This is a genomic window from Methanomethylovorans sp. PtaU1.Bin093 (assembly GCF_002067275.1).
Taxonomy (GTDB): Archaea; Halobacteriota; Methanosarcinia; order Methanosarcinales; family Methanosarcinaceae; genus Methanomethylovorans.
In genome coordinates this window covers 1-20,703 of the sequence record NZ_MVQX01000054.1, presented here as the reverse complement: position 1 = coordinate 20,703, position 20,703 = coordinate 1, and the positions used below count along the sequence as shown (strand labels likewise).

Genomic DNA, 20,703 nt, shown 5'->3' with positions numbered 1-20,703 from the left:
ATCAGATCTTCATATGTTCTTTTTCTACGATGCTGGTCAACATCCATAACAACAGGACAGCAAGGCACATGTATCCTGCTATCCATGTAAAAGCTTCCACATATCCAATGCTGTCAAGCGCAAGCCTGGAAACAAGGTTAAGAGGTGAATTGGTATACAGGTACGATGACATGAACAGAAGTATCAGTACAAGTGAATAGAACAACTGGGCCGTCCCTCTTTCTCTGCACAAGGCAGCTATTATGCTTCCCACAACGACAAGTATCAGGGAAACAATAGCTACTATTAAAAGGATCTGAGTAAAGTTATTGATACCTATGCCATTAAGTCCCAGCAGTAACATCCACGCCAGAGACTGTACAGGTGAAATGGCAGTTGCAACCAGCGTTTTTCCTCCAACCACATCTAGCAGAGATACCGGAGAAGCGAGCAATAGATCCAGTGTTTTGCGCTCAAATTCTTCGGTGATCATGTCAATAACAAGCCCGCCTGATATGAAAGCAGGAGTGAACACCAGCAGTGGCAGAAGTGCCACGTAGATAAATTCCAGCTTACTGGAAGATGTACCTTTATCCCACCGCATGATCTGAATATTAAGAGGTGTGTAGCCATCAAGCCGCGCAGTCCTTATGCTCCTTACACTTTGCTCGAATTTCTCAAGTGGTTTTTTCAACTGTAGTGAAACAATCGTTGCTTTCAGTTCGGATCTGGGCAGATATATGTCCAGATCGATCAGATTGTTTCCTTCGGCCGTTTCGTTAGGTATGTGTATTATAGCATCTATTTCCCGGTCATAGAAATCATTATACGCTTCCCCGAAATCAGCATATTTCACTGGTTCCAGATCACTTATTTTCATCAATTTGAAGAGTTCTCCTTCGCCATCTCCAATAACCCCTATCTTTGATTCTTTCATTTGCATACCTTGCAACGCCATTGGGTCATAGAAAGATGTAAGGCCTACAACAAGGAAGGCAGAGAAAGAAGCAATGAACAGCTGTACAAGCAAGGAAAGCACGAATGTCTTTTCAAGCAGCAATCCGTTGTATTCCCTTCTGGCAATGGACAGGATCTTTCCCGGACACACTTTGTTCTTATCCAAAAAGAAGCCCCCGTAGCAGGTAAGTATTATAGATGGTATGTACTCCTGTTGCAACTACCAGGAAAAATACATAGTATCGAGGACCTGTAAAGTACACGCCCAGAGATGTAATCATGGTGGTGGTCACATGTAATAACAAAGGTATCAGGAGCAATGTACCCATGGTCATCACTGATCCGAACGCTGAGGAGGCAATAGGTGCAAGGGTGATCACAGATACGAGTTTCTCTCCAAAGAAGAATCCACCACCTGAAAGCAATGCAAGCATTCCGGCAGTTTTCAGGTTCACTGACTTTAATCCTCTTTTCATGATGGTGTAGATACCTATGGATTTTGCTATTTCTTCCACAAGAGCCGCGAGTATTATCATTACAATGATCGAATAAGGAAGAGGCAGGTTGAAGAGCATCACTATCAGCATTAGTTGCGCCATGTAGACGAAAGGAATTGATACGATGCTAAGGGTAAATACAGAACCCAGAGGTACTGCGAGAAACAGTTCCATGCAATCTATAGCCTTTTCGGTTATGGTTTTCTGGCTGAAAAGGTCCTCTTCCCGGAAGATCGCCGTACCAAAGCCATAGATGCTCAACGCAACGAGATAAAAAGGTAATGTGGAGAAGACATACTTCCCAAAGCTTATGTTTCCCTCTTCTATCAAGTTAACCATGAGCGTCATTGGAGAAATAGAGCTTACTGCATGCACATTTGCAAACATTGCAGGAAAGAACACATATCCTGAAACGATCACGGAGAAGAATACCATAGAGAATGTCAGTTCCTTGAAACTGCGGGAAAATATTGCTGCAATGAAAGATAATGAAAAGAACAGGAGGAGTACAGGAAATATCACTCCTATCATTGCAAGGGATGTTCTCAGTTCATGGATGTCCGAAGGTCTTTCAATGTAAAGGGAGATAACTGACAATAGAACCATGGCAACGAGCACGTATGGAATGCTTTTTCCAAGCACTATGTCCCTGCTCCTGAGAGGGGCCATGAGCAGCAACTCACATCTGCGGTTGGTCCTCTCTTCCATTATACTGGAAGAATAGAACTGAGAAACAAAGTAAATAGGAAAGATGAATAAGAAAGAGTAGAGTATTGCTGTGAAGGGTATGGGCGGCGTAAAATTGGAAGGTGTGGCAATGGTCTGTCTCTCAAATAATGTTTTCGAACCACTATTATCCAGATCTTCCAGTTCTTCCGGCGAAACAATTTGAGAAGTTCGCTTAGCTGCGGCTGGGTTTCCGTTATAATCTCCGGCAACATCTGCATTTTCATTCTCAGCATCCGAAACCTGACCGGCTTGCTGAGTAGCACCCCCCAGTACCTGGAAGCTCTCAGGCCTGTCAAGGTCATGGATAGTAACCCATACAGGATGGCTGTTGTTAATATCGTTGTACGACGAAAGGACAGTTTCCCTGTGGTCAATGAACACCTTCTCCAGGGCATCGGCAGCTGCAACTGACTTTTTCGTGCCTGAAAGGTATGCACGGTCCTCCACGATCGTTATATCTGGATCATGACCATCGTCATTCAACACATAAAATCGTTCATCACCTTCTATGATACTGTTCAACTGCGGGGAAGCAGAAAAAACACTGTATATCTTTTGGTCCAGATTCATGCCTGTAAAGGATACTGCATACGATACAGCTGCAAGTAGCAGTAATGTGAAAAGGATCGCAAATACGGCCCTGCGACTGAACTTCATTCCTGATCTGAGGAATTCCCATTTAGCAACTGTATACCAGCCTGACATTGAAATATATAAGGTGTTTATTATATTAATAGATATGTAACCTGCACAATGCCTGAATCTTGTAATAGACATTAAGTACCATTGGATTCAGAATACCAAGTAATTATATATAATTTAAAGTATTATTTTAGTTTTGCACATGATAGAAGTGAATGGCCTGAGAAAGAAATATGGTGACTTTGTTGCCGTGGACCAGCTGAGTTTTAATGTGGAAAAGGGCGAGATATTCGGTATTGTAGGTCCAAATGGTGCAGGAAAGACCACTACCCTGAAAATGCTTAGCGGCCTGGTACGGCCTACGGCAGGTAGTATTCGGATAAATGATATTGATATGTCAGCGGACCCTGTAAGGATAAAATCCTTTCTTGGATTTTTGCCGGAAGAATCTCCTCTCTACGAAGGCATGTATGTGGAAGATTACTTACTCTTTTTCGGAGAACTATACGATGTTAAGAAACACATCGCCAGACAAAGGATCAACTCTCTTCTTAACGATCTTTCGCTTAATGCCTCAGGCAAGCGTATAGGTGACCTTTCCAAAGGCATGCGCCGTAAGGTTGCTATTGCAAGATCCCTCATAAACGACCCGCAACTGATCATCTACGATGAACCAGGTTCAGGGCTTGACCCTATGACATCCAGGTTCATAACCGAATATATAAGGTCTCTAAAGGAAAGAGGCAAGACCGTTATTTTCAGTGCGCATAACCTGTATCAAATGGAAAGCCTTTGTGACCGTATCCTCATAATCAAAGATGGAAAGCAAGTTACACTGGGCTCTGCTGCACAGATACGGAAGGATCATTCTAAAATTCTCTACCGTCTGGAATTTATGCTGGAAGATATTGCGGACATATGTATTCAAGGCGTAAAACGTCTGGAAGACAGGTTCGTGCTTGTCACTGCAGACATGGATGTGGTCAATGAGATCACAGGCCATGTAGCCACAAACGGAGGCAGGATAATAGAAATGCGTACCATCGAGCCTGCCCTTGAAGAGGTATTCCTCGAACTTATGGGCGTAGACCTGAGCAGGACAGATGGCTGAATATATAGCGTGATGTTCAAAAAATGATAAAGGAGCTTGTCAGTTCAGCCCGTTCTTGAGGATATTTAAAATATCAAAACTATGACCCACTTTTCCCGCCTCATGCTCTTTTTTATAATTCATTACTTATAGACGAACTTTTCGTGCTCCTTCTTGTGGGATACATGGTCACTGTATCCAAACTGTTTCATGTATTTTTCTTCAGTAGAGAAATGATACTGTGTATATGCAACCAGTTCATTGATGACAATAAGAGAAGTCTCTTTGCTCTTTGCCTGATTCATGGTATCATGTAGTTCGTTGATCATTTCTACCAGTTTTTTATGCTGATCATCTATCTCTTTGATGTTCATACTGTATTTCTCAGACCAAGTTATAAGTCTCATTTAAGCACTAAAATTAATATATTTTTTAGTAAGGGACATTTTATTAGATACCTCATTACTTCGCAGCTTAAGACCCCAGCGGTACGTTTATTAGTTCCTTATACAATTATTGCGCACGCAACAAATAGGAAACAGCGAAGATGGACAGACTAAGAGAACAGGAATCTATTGGCAGAGATATATCCCATCTGTTCAGATCCATCCGCAACTTCATGGGACGTCAGCTCGAACCTTACGGGATAGGTGATGCACAGTTCCCATTCCTCATGCTGCTGCTGCATGAGGATGGCATTAGCCAGGAAAAACTTGCAACATCTCTAAAATGTGACAGGGCAACCAGCGCAAGGTCCATTGCCCGGCTGGAGCGTGCAGGATATGTGCGCAGAGTTGTAGATCCTGATAACAGAAGGGCATACAAGGTATTTCTAACGGAACAAGGGACAGAGATGGAACATATAATGTGGGCTGTTTCAAAAGACCTGAACGATATTCTGCTGGAAGGTTTCACTGAGGAGGAAGAACTGGCTTTCAGAAACATGATACAGAGAGCTGGAGTAAATATTTCGAAACGGAATCAGATCAGGAAGACCACAGATGAATGAAATTCCAGGAACAGGTGAAAACTACAGAACAGGTCATGTGACCTCAGGGATGAGGACACTAATGGGAGATCCCAAGAAGGCTATCTTAAAATTGGGTCTGCCTATGATGCTCGCCATGTCCGTGCAGACAGTCTATAACCTGGTGGATACTTTCTGGGTTTCAGGCCTGGGTGCTGATGCCCTCGCAGCAATAGGTTTTGTGTTTCCGTTCTTCATGAGCATGATCGCACTTTCCACAGGCTTGGGCCTTGGAGGAGGGTCGGCCATATCCAGAAAACTGGGTGCCAAAGACAAAAAAGCTGCTGACAATGTTGCAGTGCACAGCATGGTCCTTATGCTGGTGCTGACATTGCTGGTCAGCGCACCTTTGTTCATTTTTGCAAAACCTATCTTTGCGGCTGCAGGGGCAGGTAAGACAATAGGTCTTTCCATGGACTACGGACGTATAGTATTTGCCGGTGGCATTCTCATATTCTTCATTAATGTGGCAAGTGCCATATTGCGTAGCGAGGGCGATGCCAAACGTGCTATGTATGCAATGGTATTGGGAGCAGTTCTGAACATTGTCTTAGATCCGTTGTTCATTTACACCTTTGGATTGGGCATAAAAGGAGCAGCATGGGCAACCGTGCTCTCACTGGCCATAACCGCAGCTATGATCTTCAAATGGCTGTTCCTGAATAATGACACATATGTTTCTTTCAAGTTCCGTGGTTTCAGGCCGGATATGAGTATCATTAAAGAAATATCAAAGGTGGGCCTGCCATCAGCTATGCAGCAATTATCTATGGCCTTTACAATGGTCATTATGAACCTTGTTATCATTGCAGTGAGCAATACAGATGGTGTTGCTGTCTACGCTGTGGGATGGCGTGTGGTAATGATAGCTATAGCCCCGCTGGTAGGAATTGGAACTGCAGTGATGACCGTATCAGGTTTTGTGTATGGCGGACGTGCTTACAAAAAACTGATGTCAGTACTCATTTATGCAACAAAAGTGGGTATCATTATCGAAACGGGAATTGCTATATTTACTTTCTTCCTGGCACCTTATATTGCTGCTGTTTTCACACAGGCGGAATCGTCTGCTCATATAACTGAGGATATTACTGTCTTCCTTAAGATCGCTTTCCTTTTCTATCCCACGACTGCCATGGGCTTGCTTTCTTCATCGTTGTTCCAGGGCACTGGTAAAGGTACAAGCTCCCTTATTGCCACAATAATCAGATCCCTCATACTTACACCATTATTTGCCTTCCTGTTCTCTTACTACCTCGGAATGGGCCTTACAGGTGTCTGGTGGGGACTGGTGTTTGGAAATGTGCTGGGATCTCTCATGACCTTCGGATGGGTTTATATATATGTTCGCAAACTGCAGGCGCACGTTCCTGAAAAGCTATCTGTTGCCCATGGCGAGTTATAGATCATGGAAATTGGAATGACCATTAATTCAACTACAAGCCCAACATATTCCTTTTCAGTTCGTTCTTTTCTTCCTCTTTTGCCTTTTTACTGGTCTTTACAGACCTATTAACGTCTTTCAATTGATGTCGTGTTGCTTCATCGTTTCGCATATTTTAGACTCTGGTACATCACCTATTTATAGGGAATACTCACAACCTTTGCACAGGTTCTTTATTTTGCAAGGTAGATGATCATGCACAGTGGGTCCCGTCCAAATGAAAAATGTGAAAAGCCTCCCGAAGTAGAGGAAGAAACTGCTCTACAGATGCTATTGGAACTTCCGGCTGGAGAAAAAATATACAGGCAGGATCGCTCCATAGTTGTGAAACTTCCCGCACGTAGACGTACGCTTACAACCTCATGGCTGAACGGAGGTTATCGCGAAGATCTGGAATGCATCATCAATAACCAGATCCCCCGAGGTGTTAAGAAGGGAGAGGAACTGGAAGGTGGAGACGTATCAGCTTACCTTTCCCTGCTTGCTGCAAAATTGGGCTTTAATCCCTTAAAAAGCACTGGTATGCTGACTGCTGCGAATATGATGAATGTTGCTATAGTAAGTAAAGGCTTCAGGGGCCTTGAAGTTACTGCTATCATAACAGGTGGTGTGGAGATCAACGGAGGCAGGGTAGGCGATCCGGCTTCATACTACCAAGAGAACGGAAGTCATTTCCCATTAAATGGAACTATCAATATCATCATTGTAATAAATGCAGACCTGCCGGAATATACAATGTCCCGAGTCATCATGACCGCTACTGAAGCAAAGACTGCAGCCCTACAGGAACTGATGGTCCCAAGCAGGTATTCCGAGGGTATAGCCACAGGTTCCGGTACGGATATGATAGCTGTGGTCTGCGATATGACAAGCCCGTTGAAGCTCACAGATGCAGGAAAGCATTCCAAGTTAGGCGAGCTTATAGGGAAGTGCGTGATCGAAGCTACCAAGAGAGCACTTGAGAAGCAGTCGGAACTTACGCCTATTTCCCAGCGCAATATGCTGTTGAGGCTGGAAAGGTTCGGGGTGGATGAAGCATATTGCTGGAATGTGGCTTCACACATGGCAGGAGATAACCGTAAAATGCGTTTTCTGAAAGACCTGAGAGAATTAGCTGTTAACCCTTTATTGGTTGCAGCAACATCTGCAATCACACATCTTGTTGATGAGGTTTCCTGGGGTCTGCTGCCTGAAACTTCAGCCCGGGAAGCTGCTCTTGCTCTGATCAGACAGCTTCCCGATATACTGCAAAGCAATCAAAAACCACCTGAGAACTTGTTGAATGATTATGACAGCATTATAGATAACCTGGTTTACATGACAGCCTGGCTGGTGAAGAATGGAACCATGGGGGAAAAATGGTCCTAGACCATTTTATACACTGTAGGTCCATACACCATTATGAGGTTTTAACATTAAGGAATTAATGAATTCGTCACCTTGGTAGTGATACAGGATGTACATTTATAGTTGTTAACCATTTGTTTGAAACAGATTTGCCTTTGATCAGTGTCTATGTATCGTGATTTTAGTACTTATTTGTTTTAAAGATTCGGTGTTACACTATAAAACCCATATATAGCTTTTTATATACTAATTGGTATGGATATGCAATAATGCTGACATTTCAAAGACCACATAAGTACCAGGGAAATCGGTGCAGATACTTTTGGGAATGATTTTTGTTATAATGTTGTTTTTACTAGATTCTCTACAAATAAATACGTCTATAGCTTTGCAGACAACATTTAATGACTTCTAGAACTGCGTATTTTATTTAGTGAACTTACACTGAAATCCTTATTTCCTCACAAGACCTATTTCTATAGGGGGTAAGAATGAACATAGTCGTAACTTGCTACAATTGCCAGAAAGAGTTCCATGCAGTTATCACCAGCATTCAGTTCATCCGCCGATGTCCCAACTGCTTCAAGCTGAACAGGATCCGAACAATAATAGATGGGAAAGCCTTTGGTGAAGATGAATATGCTTCGCTGCTTGCGGCTGAGTGAGACAATCCCAAACTTTTCTTGTACTCCGCCGTTACTGGATAGCAATGCGTATCAGATGCATCTTTTTCATAGGTGTTATTTCTTATCAAATATGCAAGGCACCATAAAGCTAAAATGGATTAAACTCAATTGTTAATAGTGAAGATAGCCTATATACTATAGGTTATGATTGGGCTGTGTGCCACTCACCAGAACAAGAATTAATTAATCCACCCCCAGTAATAATTGATATCCACTCCACACGGCCCTTTTAATTTTGCCAGTATCTTTGATATTTATCTTGTTTTAATTCTACTCCCAAAGAAGAAAGAGTCCGGTTTTCGAAACCGATTCGTATCGAAAATCTTATTTATTCAACACTGAAACATTATAGTATATATCACAATACTGCGTAATCATTGCGCAGCGCCTTTATACATCATATATAATAAAGATCAAGTCCATACTTCTTTTATACGAGGTATATAAAGAAATGAATTACTCGGTGGTTTCATGAAGAGTTTAATGAACTTCTCCCTCCATGAGAGTGATCTGTCACGTTTTGAAAATGACTGGAACAACATAGAGTCTTTCCTGCGTACTCATGGGCTGGACGGTGTAGAGCTCTTTGTGGATCACACTCCTCTTCCTGATTTTCCTTACGGGGTAGTCAAAGGAGTGCATTTGCCCTACTGGATGGGAAGGCACCGGGCATGGGTAGATGAAAAAGCGTTTCATGAGGATATGGATGAAAATGAGAAATTTTTCCTATTCGGAGGGCATGATCGTCAGGATATGATCGCCAACTTCATAAATGCACTTAAGAATGCTGCATCAGTGAATGCTGAATACGGGGTTTTCCATGTTGCTTATGTGGAGCTGGATCATGTGTTCACCCGGGATTTCGGAGTATCTGATATGGAAGTTATGGATTCCACAGCAGAGTTTCTAAATAGATCAGTATCACTTCTTCCAGGAGGAGAGCCACCTGTGAGACTCTTTTTTGAGAACCTTTGGTGGCCTGGCCTTAACCTGCTTGATACTGCTGCAACAATGCATTTTATAGATTCCCTTGAATTCGGGAACTGGGCTTTTACGCTTGACACAGGGCATTTGATGAATGCCATTATGAATTGCACTGATGAGAAACATGCAATTGGTTCAGTGCTTGAGGTGCTGGCAAGGTATCCGGAGGATATTATTGACAGGATAGAAGGTATGCACTTCCATTGCAGCCTCTCAGGTGATTATCAGATGCAAGTAGCAAGAAATGGTGTACCTGCGGATTATTATGACCTCTCTTTCCATGAACGGCTTATCGCTGTCATGGAACACGTGTCAAAAATAGACCAGCATATGCCTTTTACTGATGAGAGGTGCAGGGAGATAGTAGATTTTGTTAAGCCGCGGTTCCTTACCCATGAATTTGAAACTAGCAACCTGCCTGAGCTGGAATGGAAGCTTAGAACACAGATACGGGCGTTGTGTGGGGAAGATAGATAAAAAGATCATACAGGATATGTTTTGTACTTCTATAATCAAAAATGAGCTTTACATTTGTGTTCCATTTAGATGAGATATAAGCTCCAGTAAGATATTAAAGGGGAATATTTTATATATGTATAAAAGATACGTTTGATATATATGAGCCCATCTGATAACAATGACCCTCAAGACCTCAACAACACTGAACGCCTTAAAGTATTCAGTGCTCTGGGCAGCGATACACGCTTGAAGATGGTTGAAAAGCTGTGTGAGTGTGAGATGCACATCTCTGAACTGGCAAGGGAACTTGATATATCTGTTCCGGTTGCGGCGAAGCATGCTACTATCCTCGAAGATGCTCAACTGATAGAGCGTAAAGTGTATGGAAAAACCCATGTATTGAAATTAAATAACAAGAACATCATTTCCGCGCTGGACATACTTGCGCCCACTAAAACTATAGAAGTACCTAAGGGTACAACTCTGCTGGAAGCCCTGAAAAAAGTAGCTGTAGTGGAAGTACGCCAGGACAATGATTTTGAGAATGTTGTGTCCACCAATGGTGAAGATGGTTTCTTTGTGTATGAAGTTGACGGCAAACTTCCTGATAAGACAGTTAAGAACTGTAAATTCGAAAAGGATGCTATTGTCGAATGGAAGAAACTGGAAGCTGTTACTAAATTAAAGATATATGTTAAAGTGAAGGATGAAGAGTGATCATTACGCTGGTGCGGACGGATCATGCTTCCATATCATCGTAATACTTTCACATCGCTTACATTCCTGTTTTATATTTATTTGTCAGTCACTTCATTGTGAGCCATGTGAAAACTCCCGGTGAAGCCCATAAAACCCTCATGGAGCGAATGCGTTACCTGGCTTCAGGTACTAAGTATGATAGTTGTAACCAGAGTGCTGTATGCCATGCTTTTGCTCCCGATGGCAGATGTATCCAGCTTTATAAGACATTGCTCACTAATTATTGTTCAGGCGAGTGTACCTACTGCCCAAATAGGTGCGAAAGAGATACACCTCGAGTGTCATTGTCCCCGGAGGAGATCGTAAAGATCACATGGTCATTCTACAGGAGAAATGCAATCGAAGGTTTGTTCCTTTCCTCGGGAGTAATAGGTGATGCTGAAAACACGTCCGAAAAACAGCTTGAGGTAGCCAGAAAACTGCGTGCTCAGGGTTTCCAGGGATACATACACATGAGACTCATGCCAGGGACACCAAAGTACCTGCTGGAAGAGATAGCCGATGTAGCAAACAAGTTCGGGGTCAATGCCGAGACTACCAGCAGTATCAACTATTCTGAGGTATGCCCTAATTTTGATTATAGCAACGATGTCCTCCAGCGTTTGAAATGGACAAAGGAGCTCATAATCGAAAAAAGAAAAGAGGTTGGTTACGGAGGACGTATCATAGGTGCAAACGACACCCAGTTCGTTGTGGGTGCTGCTTCTGAATCTGACCGGGAAATAGTACGAACCGTAGACAAGTTCATGGACAAATACGACCTAAGAAGACCTTATTTCATGAGCTTTGATCCGGTGCCTGATACACCTCTTGAACATAATGCTCCTTCACCTCAATGGCGGGAAGTAAGACTTTATCAGACATCTTACCTGCTCAAGGATTACGGACTGAAGGCAAAGGACCTTGACGAGATCTACACAGATACAGGTTTCCTTAAAGACCGGGATCCTAAGATCCTGCTTGCCCAATGCAATCCTGAGATGTTCCCTATAGATGTCAACAATGCAAGTTTGCAGGAATTGCTGCTGGTCCCAGGAATCGGTCCTGTGAGTGCCAGCCGGATCATACAAGCCAGGCCTTTTAACTGTGAGCAGGAACTTGCCCGCATGGGCGTGGTAATTACAAGGGCAAGACCTTACATTAAGATAAAAGGTCGTTGCCAGACAAATCTTTCTGCATTCATGGAGGCATGTTCCTGATAATAGGCTTTAGGACAACTGTGGAGGGAGTGTTGCTTGCCTGCCTGAAACTGAGGCAGTTGCCAGATGCACACCTGATGTATGCCGAAGGTCTGGAAGAACTTCGAAGAATGATCGATTTTGCAGGAGTAGAAAGGGATATTGAACTTGTTGGCTTTGAACCTGCACCAATAACAGATCTTGCAGAAAGTGCCTTTGGGAAACACTGGGATCGGCACGTAAGTTTTTCCCGCAGGAAAGAACCTGATCCCATACATTACATAGATCTGGTGCTCAGACATGCAAATTGTGAGCCTTCGGAGCTTGTTAGAACTTTGAGTTCATCTGAGAACGTAACTTCCCTCTATTCAGGCAAGACCCAACTGCAAAAGAGATGTTATCGCTACATGCGAGAGGTAAGTCTTTCCTATCACAGACTTTGCATGTTCGCAAGGCCCTCTTTTGTTAAAGGGATACTTACAGCCGATATCAAACCGGAACATCGGATAGAAGATATGTTCTGTAGATGGCTGGCGAAAAAGAATCCGGACCTTCCGGTGGCTGTGGTGCATGGAGATAAAGCATGGATCGGCAACGGGGATTTTTTTGGTCTTGACAGGTTCGTGGTCGTTACTCCTTCATTCTTAGGAGATCTGGCGGCTATAAAAATATCCGACGAAGTGGAGCAACTATGGGATGTATACTATGATTCCCAGATGATAGACAGCCGAAGAAATAAAAAACAGGCTAAGAAGTTCCAGCCCAAAGCAGCTTCTTCTGTCAGTGGCATGTCTATGAAGGACAGGTACAAGGTGGAACGGGGAATATCTCCCTGTAAACTGGGAGATTTCTTTGAAATGTAAGTACGTGAGAGCATGAAACACAAAGACAGCATACGTTCCTTGAATGACATCCCCGGCATCGGGGAAAAAATGGCCAGACGATTCATAGAACACTTCGGCACCGAACAGAATGCCCTTGAAGCAATCCTTAGCGGTGATGTGGCAACCATATCATGTATGGAAGGCGTGGGTCAGAGATATGCGATATCTCTGGTACAGGAGGTAAGTTCCAGGATAGAAGGTGTCAGGGTACAGGACTTCCTTAAAACGCGGGAGGCTATGGATATCTACGAGAGGTTACTGGATATCATCAAGCTCTTTGCGCATACAGGTTATGCCAGGGAGAAGATACACACCTTTTTCCCTTATCCGGCATCCAGAAGGGACAGGATAGAATCTATACGGAGTTCAGTGGCACAACATATAGAACATGCTGACATGCTCAGGGGAAATGAAAGCTTTTTATGTTCACTGGGGTGTGTGAAACCACTTAACCTTAAATTAAAACCTGTGCGAGTGAGAGACAGGGTGATACTTACCACTGATACCAAGAAACTTGAAAAAATAAAAAAGCGGTTTGGAGAGTATCTGGATGTGCATCTTGTGAGTTCCCTCACCGATATCGTGGATTCGGCAAGGGGATATTCTCATGTCATAGCAGCAGATGACGAACTATTCTCCTGTGAGCTACCTGAGGATGTGGAGATCGAGGTAATTGCTGAACTGGAAACCTGCGAAGACTGGAAGATAGTTCCCGAAAATGAGATATCTCAGGTATCAAGGAATCTGCGTATCATAGAGAGTTCCCTTCAGGTCACCCGCATGATCAGGATCGCTGGTATGACCTTCCTGCAGGAAGTGGACGATGCGATTCTAGATAAGCTGGAAAAAGCCGTTTGCATGATAGATGAGAACGGTGATGTGCGGACAGGGACAGACCCTGAGATAGACCGCCTTGCAATGATACTTGAAGGGATCGATACTGCAGTTGCGAATGCAAATGCCTATGCAGATCAGGAGCTTGGAAATGCTCTCCGGGAAAGCCAGTTGGTCCTCAGCGGTCAGGATATGCTGAGGATGATGCACGACAGCAGTGAACTAAAGTCGGTGCTTGAGAACCAATTGCGGCATAATTATGTTTCAGTTATCGAAAAAGCCAGAAAGAATATTTGCACAGCCCTCTCCCTGCAAAAGAAAGAGATACTTTTCCTGGATGCCCTATTCCCTCAAAGTATCAGCCATCCGGTGGAAGCTGACAGGACACAGGTCACTGCCATGAAGCAGTATGTAAAAGAAAAGATAGAAAAAAGAAAGATAGAGCATAAGAGGCACGTTGCGCGTTCACTAGTGGATCTGCGTGAGAGCACCCGGAAAATGGTAAAAGAGGTACTGGATTTCGATGTAGGTTTTACTATCGGATGTTTCGCTTCTGAGTATGGTCTTTCCCTCCCCAGGCTAATAGAAGGAACTGGAATAGGTTTTAAAGATGCAGAGAACCTCTTCCTCAGATCCAGGCATGGTACGGTTGTGCCAATAGATTACGCTGTTGGTGCAACATCTTTTAGTCCGGGTGGAGATAAGAGCAGGATAGTACTTCTGAGTGGTGTTAATTCCGGAGGGAAGACATCACTTCTGGAATTGCTGGCACAATGCATCATCCTTACCCATATGGGCTTTCCTGTACCAGCCGTTGATATGGAAATTGGACTGACCGAGGGTTTCTACTATTTTGCAAAATCCAAGGGTACTCTTGATGCAGGTGCATTTGAAACAACGCTAATCGATTTTTCAGTTGTTGCCGATGGTTCAGGGAAGATAGTACTTGTGGATGAGCTGGAATCTATAACAGAACCAGGTGCTTCTGCAAGGATAATCTCAGGTATACTGGAAATGCTTGCAGAGAACGAAAAAAGCCTGGCCATATTCGTGTCACATCTGTCCGGACTCATTATGGAAAATACGCAAACCGATGTGAGGGTCGATGGCATAGAGGCAAGTGGCCTGGACTGTGACCTTAATCTAATAGTGGATCGTACTCCGCGTTACAATTATGTGGCAAGGAGCACACCCGAACTGATAGTAGAAAGACTCCTGCGCAGAACGAACGGAAATGAACAGGTCTTTTATGAGAGGCTGAAAAGTAAATTCTGAAATAAAATGAAAAATGGGGTCAGAGCACACCCTTTGTGCTCTTGATACCGCCGCCTTCCACTGCTACGGCTCTGCGCAGGGCATATGCAAAGGCCTTGAAAAGAGCCTCTATCTTATGATGGTCATTGTCTCCGTATACACTGGCATGCATATTGATCCTGGCATTGTTCACCACTGACTCGAAGAAGTGCTTCACCATCTGCGTACTGAAATCCCCTACCTTCGGAGAGATAAAAGCAGCATCCAGTACTAGATAACTGCGGCCTCCCATATCAAGGGCCACCGAAGCGAGAGCTTCGTCCATAGGGATCCTTGCCTCTCCAAAGCGGGATATGCCTGCACAGTTTCCCAGCGCCTGCGCTATTGCCTGCCCCAGTACAATCCCTGTGTCCTCTATGAGATGATGGTCATCTACAATGAGATCTCCTTCGGCTTTGACCACAAGGTCAAGATTGCCATGTTTTGAGAACGCGTGCAGCATGTGATCAAAGAAACCTATACCTGTGGAAATGTCGGAAATACCGCTCCCGTCCAGGTTGAGCTCCATCTGTATGTCGGTTTCCTTGGTCTTGCGGGAGATAGTTGCTTTCCTCATAAGATTCACACCAATCAAATGTACATGTCTAAACTATATAAGTTCATATCAGCTATTTCTGCCGCTCTTTAAGGATATTAAGAGCTTCCGGATATGTGAATTTGCCTGTGTACAATGCGCTGCCCACAACTACTCCGCATGCACCGGTTGCCCTTATGGTGAGTATATCCCGAAGGGTGGTGATGCCTCCTGAGGCTATTACGGGTATGTTTACAGCTTTCACCAGTTCGGCCGTAGGTTCTGGATCTACCCCCTTCATGAGACCTTCGGTATCGATGTTAGTGAATAGCAGAGTGCCTGCTCCCAGCTTTTCGAACTTTCTTCCCATAGCTACTGCGGTGAATTCAGAGATTTTTTTCCATCCTTCTATGGCCACTTTTCCGTTCTTTGAATCCAGGGCCACATTGATGTGTACGCTTCCAAACTCATCGGCAAGCCTTTTAACAAGTTCAGGTTCACGCAATGCTGCTGTGCTCAGTATGACCCTGTCTGCTCCAAGCTTAAGGAGATGTGCGGCGTCTTCAAAAGAGCGGATACCTCCTCCTATCTGGATGATCACTCCCCTTTTTTTACCCGCACTCACTATTTTTTCGATAATAGGCGCATTGACCCTTTTTCCATCCAGTGCTCCGTCGAGGTCGATGAGATGCAGTGTCTTTGCTCCCTGTGCTACCCAGTCCAGTGCAACAGCCACGGGATCATCCAGTGAGACCATTTCGCTTCCTGGAACTCCCTGGACCAGCTGGACACATTTGCCGCCCCTCATATCCACTGCGGGAATGACTTCGAATTCCATGCTATGACCTCATGGCATGAGCCTTTCGATGGGCACCACAAGTATATCCTTTGCCCCTACGGCCTTTAGCTTGTTCACTGTGGCAAAGATGAGATCGGCATCTATCACAGCATGTACTGCAAGAATGGAATTTGAGGCTTCGACTTTCATGACGGTGGGACCGGCAAGACCTGGAAGTACCTGCTTAACAGCTTCCAGGGCTGACTCGGGTACGTTCATCATGAGATAACGCTTGCCTTTTGCCCTTAGCACGCTTTCGATGGAGGTGCTTATCTGTTCCACTTTGGAGTTGTTTGCACTGGTCTTTTTGTTAGCTATGAGATAAACAGAAGAGGTGAATACCTTATCGATCATCTTGAGGTGGTTCGTTGCAAGTGTGGTTCCAGAGCTTGAGATATCCACTATGGCATCTGCAACGCCGACATGTGGTGTAAGCTCGCAGGCGCCGCTGACCTTAATGATCTCGACATTGATACTTAGGTTCTTGAAATACCTTGATGTGATGTTGGGGAACTCTGTGGCTATCCTTTTACCTTCCAGGCTCTGGGGTGCCTTAAAGGGTGATTCTTCCGGGACAGCAAGTACAAGATTCGCTCTTCCAAAACCCATGTCAAGTAACATTTCGACCTGCGCTCCCGTTTCATTGATCAGATCAAGACCTGTCACGCCTACGTCGGCAGCTCCGTCCTGCACATATTCAGGGATATCCGAAGCTCTCGCGAAAAGGATGGTGATATCAGGATCAGTGGTCTTTGCGAAAAGCTTCCTGGTACCTCCTTCAAGTACTGGCAGGCCCGCTTCTTTGAGCAGTTCGACGGTTGGGTCATGGAGTCTTCCTTTATTGGGTATTGCAATACGTATCATTGTTCCTACTTCCAGCTGCATTCTCCTGGGTTATCACTGACCTGAGGAATACTTTCCTGAGATATAAGCCTTCATATGCTTCTATGATATAAGTTGTCTTGTATGGCCTTTGAAATTGATATTATAATTTGTCCGGTAGATACTGTATTTTTGCTAGTTGCCTGTGAACCCTGATTATTATCGAGAGTAATGCGAGATGTGGTTAGTATTAAATATGACTATGCATTAGTTATTATACAAATTCCCCTAGAAATATAAAAATGCGTTAATAACGGGATTTGTCTAATTTAAAGAGGATTAGAATGATCAGGAACATCAAGGTCGAACCTTTGACGGAAACTCCTGTCAACAGACAGCAGATCGAACTTGTTGAGAGAAAGGGTATTGGACACCCTGACAGCATTTCCGATGGTCTCTCTGAGGCAGTGAGCCGTGCTTTATGTGCTGAGTACATTAAAAAGTGTGGAGCTGTACTGCACCACAATACTGATGAAACACAGATAGTTGCAGGTCGCTCCTGCCCCAAATTTGGTGGCGGAGAGGTCATACAACCCATATACACTTTACTTGTGGGCAGAGCTACCAAAGAGTTCGAAGGTGTGGAGATCCCTACAGATGCTGTAGCACTTTCAGCCGCCAGGCAATATCTGAGGAAGCATATTGTGGATATGGACCTGGAAAGGGATATTATAATAGACTGTAAGCTTGGTACAGGCTCCTCGGACCTGAGGGATGTGTTCAGAAAGGACAGAGTGCCTTTTGCAAACGATACTTCCTTTGGTGTGGGCCATGCTCCGTTCTCAGAGCTTGAGAACATTGTCTATAACACTGAGAGACAGCTCATCAATGACCTGAAGAAGAAGATCCCCGGCATAGGCACGGATATCAAGGTCATGGGTATGAGAGATGGCGATGAGATCACCATCACCGTGGGCTGTGCCATGGTAGGCAGGCATATTGATGATATGGACGGTTATATCAGCATCAAACAGCAGATGAACAACTACGTCCATGACCTGGCACTGAAATACACTGACAGGAAGGTCAATACCTATGTCAACACCGCAGATAATTATGACCATGGATCTGTGTTCCTGACCGTCACGGGCACTTCTGCGGAAATGGGTGACGATGGTTCTGTGGGCAGAGGTAACCGCTGTAATGGTCTGATCACTCCGAACAGACCCATGAGCATGGAAGCCACAAGCGGTAAGAACCCCATCAACCACATCGGTAAGCTTTACAACCTCCTTTCCACAAGGATGGCAAGGCAGATCGTTAAGGAAGTCCCTGATGTTGAGGATGTCTACATAAGGATACTTTCACAGATCGGACAGCCCATAGACCAGCCATTGGTGGCAAGCGCTCAGATCATCCCGAAGAAGGGAGCACATTTCGCGTCTATCGAATCAGAAGCAAACGCCATAATCGATGAAGGCCTTGCCAACGTGGCAGACATAACCAAGATGATCATAAAGGGTGAGCTGGACACATTCTGACGTCCTTTTTGTGAAGAAGGGGTACTCACTCCTTCTTTCCCTCCGTTTTCGATGATCTTTCAGAGATGTTTTTTCCGAAAAGGCTAAGTAGTATGATGCGTATCAGTGTGATACCCGTGAGGTATATCCTCCAAAATCAATCGCGTTGTCCCGCCTTAACTCAGTGGTAGAGTGCGCGGCTGTAGTATGGTCATGTGACGTCAGTCACACATTACCGCGCAGGCACCGCGATGCCCCCGGTTCGAGTCTGGGAGGCGGGACCTGAAACCCCAACGAAAGGTTTAAATGCAAAAACTCCCTTTTAGGGGTGCTCTCAACACAGCGTCCGAATAGTGTAGTGGCCTATCATGAAGCCCTGTCGAGGCTTCGACCCGGGTTCGAATCCCGGTTCGGGCGTTATATTCTAAGTTCGATGCCTAATTGCTTTCACTTCGCGCAGATAGACTCTTTTAAAGCATAAGCGGAGTGAAAGGGCATGACACTTTACAACATTGATAGGAAGTTAGATCCTCAGGAAGCGTAATGCAAAGTATGGTGAATCTAACAAAGAATTGTTTTCAAGTTCGAAAGGTTCCTTTTTTGGATTAAACTTGGAAAAGTGGGCCCATCTGCCTTATATTGTATTCATTGAAGTTTGACATACAAAGTTTAGATATGTGTGGGAGGGATAGATACATTTTAAATTATCTTAAAAATAGAAATAAAATAAGGCGTAATGATGAGTATTAGGTTTAGTTAGGGCTGTACTTCTGCGCTGCGCTTAGAACAATAGCCCTTCTAAGTCATATAGATCCATGGTGCTGTACCTTCCTAGTTGTTCGCAATATTCTAATTCGGTACGGGAATATCCTATTTTACAGCAAAATGGAGGACACTACCGGGGAAAATAGGTTTGTCATTAAAAAAGAGATACATATTAATACAATATTAACACAATATTAATACATGGTTCAAGCGATAATAAACATTGATGACCGTACAAACCGGATTTTGAATATTATAAAAGCAAAATACGATTTGAAAAACAAGAGCGAAGCTATTGATTTAATGGCAGCTGAGTACGAAGAAGAGATCTTGGAGCCTGCGTTAAAACCTGAGTATATTGAAAAACTAAAAAGAATAGAGAGCCAAAAAGCTATCGAAGTAGGCACCGCTGAGAACTTCCGTAAACGATACAACCTTTGATTTTTATGTACAATTTGATAATCAAGGAAGAGCTCGATAGCAAATTTGAAAAGTTAGCTAAGAAGAACAAAAAACAACTTGAGATTATTTCAACTAAGGTCTCTGAGATTTTAGAAAATCCACATCGATACAAGAATCTAAGGGCTCCTATGAATCATCTCAAAAGAGTACATATCGATAAACACTTCGTTCTGGTTTTTTCAATAGATGAAGACTCACAGGCAGTAATCCTTGAAGACTACGATCATCACGACAACATCTATTAAAACCACTTTTCCCTTTTTGTCTTCTTTACAGGATCTCAAACTCTCTTCTTTTTGGTCTGCTGTCTTATGTGACGGGCTGTCCTTCTGCGCTGCGCTTAGCACAACAGCCCTTTATCATAGGATTGGAGCATATGCGCGCCTGAAGTCGTGCTCATGCTCGGATGACAAGAGATCGATTTGACTGTTGTTATTCTAAGTAAAGGATGATTCACTTAAACTATGTAAGTGAACTCTTAGTAAAGGATCGTTGCCTTATGAATAACAGAGCCGGGGAATTTGTATTGACGCCTGAAGATTACAGATCCTTCATACCTAGGGAATTGCTACCAGAGACTCTTATCCAATATGATGATGAACTTCATTTGTTTTTCAAAGGCGATAGAAATCTTGCCAGGCTGGACGGAATCACCTCGGTTCTACCAAACCCGGACCTTTTCATTGCAATGTACGTTAAGAAAGAAGCTCTTCTGAGTTCACATATCGAAGGCACGCAGGCATCCCTTGAAGGAGTTCTGGAATTTGAAGCGGACCTTGTACCAAAAGAAGATATCAGCAAAATGAAGGAAGTTGTAAATTTAGGGTCCTCTGAGATTTCCTCTCTATTGCAGTAATAATCATCCTTTTTTAGATTATCATAGGTGTATAATATACCCCCTAACAAAAGTACAGCCTATTTGGTTTTTAAATCAAAATTAAAGCAAAATAAAATCGTAAAATTTATTGAGGA

General features: G+C 43.8%; 20 protein-coding genes and 2 tRNA genes. 16 read left to right on the top strand and 6 right to left on the bottom strand.

All coding sequences use genetic code 11. The annotated features are described in order from the left end of the window. Position 1: 1 nt before the first annotated feature. Both A4E24_RS06025 and A4E24_RS06020 read right to left on the bottom strand, forming a co-directional pair. Positions 2–1,102 (bottom strand): ABC transporter permease, encoded by a 1,101-nt coding sequence (locus A4E24_RS06025; protein WP_292352381.1) that lies wholly within the window; start codon positions 1,100–1,102, stop codon positions 2–4. Continuing rightward, positions 1,095–2,867 carry an ABC transporter permease gene (locus tag A4E24_RS06020; protein ID WP_292352380.1) on the bottom strand — a complete coding sequence of 591 codons (1,773 nt, stop codon included), beginning with the start codon at positions 2,865–2,867 and terminating at the stop codon, positions 1,095–1,097. Before A4E24_RS06020 ends, A4E24_RS06025 begins: the two co-directional genes overlap by 8 nt. A 139-nt stretch (positions 2,868–3,006) precedes the next feature. On the opposite strand from A4E24_RS06020, the gene A4E24_RS06015 reads away from it, so the two are divergent. Then, a complete protein-coding gene (locus A4E24_RS06015) occupies positions 3,007–3,915 on the top strand; it encodes an ABC transporter ATP-binding protein (protein ID WP_292352498.1) in 909 nt (302 codons plus the stop codon). 122 nt (positions 3,916–4,037) lie between these two features. On the opposite strand, the gene A4E24_RS06010 is transcribed toward A4E24_RS06015, so the two are convergent. Continuing rightward, a complete protein-coding gene (locus A4E24_RS06010; protein ID WP_292352379.1) occupies positions 4,038–4,301 on the bottom strand; it encodes a bacteriohemerythrin in 264 nt (87 codons plus the stop codon). Positions 4,302–4,441: 140 nt separating this feature from the next. Here A4E24_RS06010 and A4E24_RS06005 point away from each other — a divergent pair, with 140 nt between their 5' ends. From A4E24_RS06005 to A4E24_RS05965, 9 genes are all read left to right on the top strand, one after another. Beyond that, a complete protein-coding gene (locus tag A4E24_RS06005; RefSeq protein WP_292352378.1) occupies positions 4,442–4,903 on the top strand; it encodes a MarR family winged helix-turn-helix transcriptional regulator in 462 nt (153 codons plus the stop codon). Next, a complete protein-coding gene (locus A4E24_RS06000) occupies positions 4,896–6,326 on the top strand; it encodes an MATE family efflux transporter (RefSeq protein WP_292352377.1) in 1,431 nt (476 codons plus the stop codon). Before A4E24_RS06005 ends, A4E24_RS06000 begins: the two co-directional genes overlap by 8 nt. A 234-nt stretch (positions 6,327–6,560) precedes the next feature. Then, entirely contained in the window at positions 6,561–7,733 is a 1,173-nt protein-coding gene (locus A4E24_RS05995; protein ID WP_292352376.1) for an adenosylcobinamide amidohydrolase, read from the top strand. A 470-nt stretch (positions 7,734–8,203) separates the two neighbouring features. Continuing rightward, on the top strand, positions 8,204–8,377 hold the full coding sequence (locus A4E24_RS05990; RefSeq protein ID WP_292352375.1) for a hypothetical protein: 174 nt from the start codon (positions 8,204–8,206) through the stop codon (positions 8,375–8,377). Between the two features lie 492 nt (positions 8,378–8,869). Further along, positions 8,870–9,859 carry a TIM barrel protein gene (locus A4E24_RS05985; protein ID WP_292352374.1) on the top strand — a complete coding sequence of 330 codons (990 nt, stop codon included), beginning with the start codon at positions 8,870–8,872 and terminating at the stop codon, positions 9,857–9,859. A 141-nt stretch (positions 9,860–10,000) separates the two neighbouring features. Then, on the top strand, positions 10,001–10,558 hold the full coding sequence (locus A4E24_RS05980) for an ArsR family transcriptional regulator (RefSeq protein ID WP_292352373.1): 558 nt from the start codon (positions 10,001–10,003) through the stop codon (positions 10,556–10,558). A gap of 98 nt (positions 10,559–10,656) precedes the next feature. Continuing rightward, a complete protein-coding gene (locus A4E24_RS05975; protein ID WP_292352372.1) occupies positions 10,657–11,799 on the top strand; it encodes a radical SAM protein in 1,143 nt (380 codons plus the stop codon). Continuing rightward, complete coding sequence (locus A4E24_RS05970) at positions 11,790–12,641, top strand: DUF4130 domain-containing protein (protein WP_292352371.1); 852 nt, start codon at positions 11,790–11,792, stop codon at positions 12,639–12,641. The genes A4E24_RS05975 and A4E24_RS05970 overlap by 10 nt, the downstream gene beginning before the upstream one ends. A gap of 12 nt (positions 12,642–12,653) precedes the next feature. Beyond that, a complete protein-coding gene (locus tag A4E24_RS05965; RefSeq protein ID WP_292352370.1) occupies positions 12,654–14,771 on the top strand; it encodes a helix-hairpin-helix domain-containing protein in 2,118 nt (705 codons plus the stop codon). Positions 14,772–14,790: 19 nt separating this feature from the next. Here A4E24_RS05965 and hisB read toward each other — a convergent pair whose 3' ends face one another. From hisB to hisG, 3 genes are read right to left on the bottom strand one after another with little or no spacing between them, the layout of a single operon-like run. Beyond that, entirely contained in the window at positions 14,791–15,366 is a 576-nt protein-coding gene (hisB, locus tag A4E24_RS05960) for an imidazoleglycerol-phosphate dehydratase HisB (RefSeq protein ID WP_292352369.1), read from the bottom strand. Between the two features lie 52 nt (positions 15,367–15,418). Next, entirely contained in the window at positions 15,419–16,162 is a 744-nt protein-coding gene (hisA, locus tag A4E24_RS05955; protein ID WP_292352368.1) for a 1-(5-phosphoribosyl)-5-[(5-phosphoribosylamino)methylideneamino]imidazole-4-carboxamide isomerase, read from the bottom strand. 9 nt (positions 16,163–16,171) lie between these two features. After that, positions 16,172–17,026: an ATP phosphoribosyltransferase gene (hisG, locus tag A4E24_RS05950; protein WP_292352497.1), complete on the bottom strand. Its 855-nt coding sequence runs from the start codon at positions 17,024–17,026 to the stop codon at positions 16,172–16,174. Positions 17,027–17,328: 302 nt separating this feature from the next. Here hisG and A4E24_RS05945 point away from each other — a divergent pair, with 302 nt between their 5' ends. From A4E24_RS05945 to A4E24_RS05920, 6 genes are all read left to right on the top strand, one after another. Continuing rightward, positions 17,329–18,525, top strand: coding sequence for a methionine adenosyltransferase (locus tag A4E24_RS05945; protein WP_292352367.1), 1,197 nt, complete (start codon positions 17,329–17,331; stop codon positions 18,523–18,525). 149 nt (positions 18,526–18,674) lie between these two features. Then, positions 18,675–18,785, top strand: a tRNA-Tyr gene (locus A4E24_RS05940). 63 nt (positions 18,786–18,848) lie between these two features. Then, positions 18,849–18,921 (top strand) — tRNA-Asp (locus tag A4E24_RS05935). 549 nt (positions 18,922–19,470) lie between these two features. Then, a complete protein-coding gene (locus A4E24_RS05930) occupies positions 19,471–19,710 on the top strand; it encodes a DUF2683 family protein (RefSeq protein ID WP_292352366.1) in 240 nt (79 codons plus the stop codon). A gap of 5 nt (positions 19,711–19,715) precedes the next feature. Further along, positions 19,716–19,976 carry a type II toxin-antitoxin system RelE/ParE family toxin gene (locus A4E24_RS05925; RefSeq protein ID WP_292352365.1) on the top strand — a complete coding sequence of 87 codons (261 nt, stop codon included), beginning with the start codon at positions 19,716–19,718 and terminating at the stop codon, positions 19,974–19,976. A gap of 254 nt (positions 19,977–20,230) precedes the next feature. Next, positions 20,231–20,587, top strand: coding sequence for a Fic/DOC family N-terminal domain-containing protein (locus tag A4E24_RS05920; RefSeq protein ID WP_292352364.1), 357 nt, complete (start codon positions 20,231–20,233; stop codon positions 20,585–20,587). The last annotated feature ends 116 nt before the right edge of the window (positions 20,588–20,703 follow it).